The organism is Wolbachia endosymbiont of Madathamugadia hiepei (assembly GCF_013366855.1).
Lineage (GTDB): Bacteria > Pseudomonadota > Alphaproteobacteria > Rickettsiales > Anaplasmataceae > Wolbachia.
This window is the reverse complement of sequence record NZ_WQMP01000157.1, coordinates 1-2,090: the sequence shown is the minus strand read 5'-3', so window position 1 is coordinate 2,090 and position 2,090 is coordinate 1. Positions and strand designations below refer to the sequence as shown.

At 37.4% G+C, this 2,090-nt stretch carries 2 protein-coding genes; one reads left to right on the top strand and one right to left on the bottom strand.

The window, feature by feature from the left end:
- Window positions 1-560: AEC family transporter (locus tag GO685_RS04900; RefSeq protein ID WP_175937820.1), on the top strand; the 560-nt coding region annotated here is incomplete at its 5' end.
- A 16-nt stretch (window positions 561-576) separates the two neighbouring features.
- Here the strand turns inward: GO685_RS04900 and gatA are convergent.
- The gene (gene gatA / locus GO685_RS04895; protein WP_175937819.1) at window positions 577-2,040 is read right to left on the bottom strand and encodes an Asp-tRNA(Asn)/Glu-tRNA(Gln) amidotransferase subunit GatA; all 1,464 of its coding nucleotides are present in this window, start codon (window positions 2,038-2,040) and stop codon (window positions 577-579) included.
- Window positions 2,041-2,090: the final 50 nt, after the last annotated feature.

The following is a 2,090-nucleotide window of genomic DNA, read 5'->3' as shown; positions in this document are numbered from 1 at the left end:
TCTGTTATATAGGAATGGCACTGTTTGAAAATAGCTTAGGATTTTATATAGCTGCAAATGGTATATATACTGCAAAAGAATGCATGTTAAGGTTGTTCAGACTTCCTTCGTCCTATGCGATGATTCTGGGCTTCTTTTTGAGTGTATGTGATATACAAATACCTGCTTTTCTAACAGATGTTATGATGAATATTAGAAGTACATTTATTACATTAGGAATGGTGCTACTTGGAGTGAGTATTGCACAAATTACAAATTTTAAAATAGATTGGAAGCTCGCTTTAACCACTATTACAGCAAAGTACGTATTCTGGCCATTATTTGTTTTGGGAATTGTCCTGATAGACAAACATATCACAGGTATATACGATGAGAGTATATATAAAGCGCTGATGTTGCTAGCTATTATTCCAGTTTCTGGATCTAGTGTAATACTTGCTAATATTTTAAACTATCAACCAGATAAAGCTACCTTGTTGCTTCTCATCAGTACTGCAGTAGGACTATTTTACGTTCCGCTAATAATATCATTATTTTTTGCCAAACTTGTTCCTCTTTGAGCAGACATACTAACGACTAGCTATGCAGTTCAATTACTCTGCCACAATTTTGCTCTATTACATTTGCTACATTCAATATTCCAGCTTCATCGTAATAGTTTCCAATTACTTGTAAAGCAAGCGGTAAACCTTCATTGGAAAGTCCAACAGGCACAGAAATAGCAGGTAGTCCAGCTAAACTTGCTGGTACGGTGAAGACATCATTGATACACATAATTAACGGATCTGGCTTTTCATTCAAGCCAAAAGCTTCTGTTGGAGCAGATGGAACGAGTATGTAATCTATTTTTTCAAATGCTTTTATAAAATCGTTTCTGATTAATGCTCTAATGCATTGTACTTTTTCGTAATATTCATTGTAGTGACCTGAAGAAAGTGCATAAGCACCAATTAAGATTCTTCTTTTTACCTCTTTTCCAAAACCTTCTGCTCTTGTTAGTGAATACATTTCTTCGAGGGTATCAGCATCAGCTCTGAATCCATAACGCACACCATCATAACGAGCAAGATTAGATGAAACTTCAGCAAAACAAATTAAATAATAGACTGGTATTGCATATTTAGTGTGTGGCAAGGTAATATCAACAACTTCAGCGCCGTTTTCTTTCAAATTGGAAGAAACTTTTTCCCAATGATGGACGATTTCTTCTGAAATTCCATCCATTCTATATTCTTTTGGTATACCAATGCGCTTACCCTTGATATTACCGTTTATAAAATTAGAAAATTTAGGCACTGGCCTTTTACTCGATGTTGAATCTTTGCTATCATAGCCACAAATTGTTTCCAGCATTAATGCTGAGTCAGAAACGGAACGAGTAATGACCCCTGCTTGGTCCAGGGAACTTGCAAATGCGATCATACCAAAACGCGAACATCTTCCATAAGTTGGCTTTGCTCCAACTACTCCACAGTAAGCTGCTGGCTGGCGCACAGATCCACCGGTGTCACTTCCGAGCGCTCCAGCGCATAAAAATCCAGCAACCGATGCTGCGGCTCCACCAGATGACCCACCAGGTACAACTTTTTCCCCATCACTTTTTCTAGCCCACACATTTTCAACAGGACCGAAATAGCTATTTGTGTTTGCAGAACCCATGGCAAATTCATCCATGTTAAGCTTGCCAAGCATGACCGCCCCACTTTTCAAAAGCAAGTCAGATACTGTAGATTCGTAAGTCGGGACGAAATTCTCTAGCATTTTTGAGCATGCTGTTGTTTTTATTCCCTTTGTGCAGAATAAATCTTTAACACCAACTGGTATACCCATAAGCGGTATATCACCCTTTTGTTTTGAAAAATGCTCATCTGCAGCTTTAGCAGCCTCTATTGCTATTTCTGGAGTTTTTGTCACAAATGCATTTAATTTCTCGTTTTCTACCGCGCTGATATGCGCCTCAACAAGTTCAACAGCAGAAAAATCTTTCCGTTTAAGTCCATCATACATCTCTGTAATACTTAGCTTTCTTAATTCATTCATTTATTAATATTCAATTTTTAGCAAGATGTTAATTATAACAACGGTAAGGT

Excerpts from the sequence above, each read along its gene's own strand:
- gatA (WP_175937819.1), bottom strand. The coding sequence starts at position 2,040 with ATGAATGAATTAAGAAAGCTAAGTATTACAGAGATGTATGATGGACTT.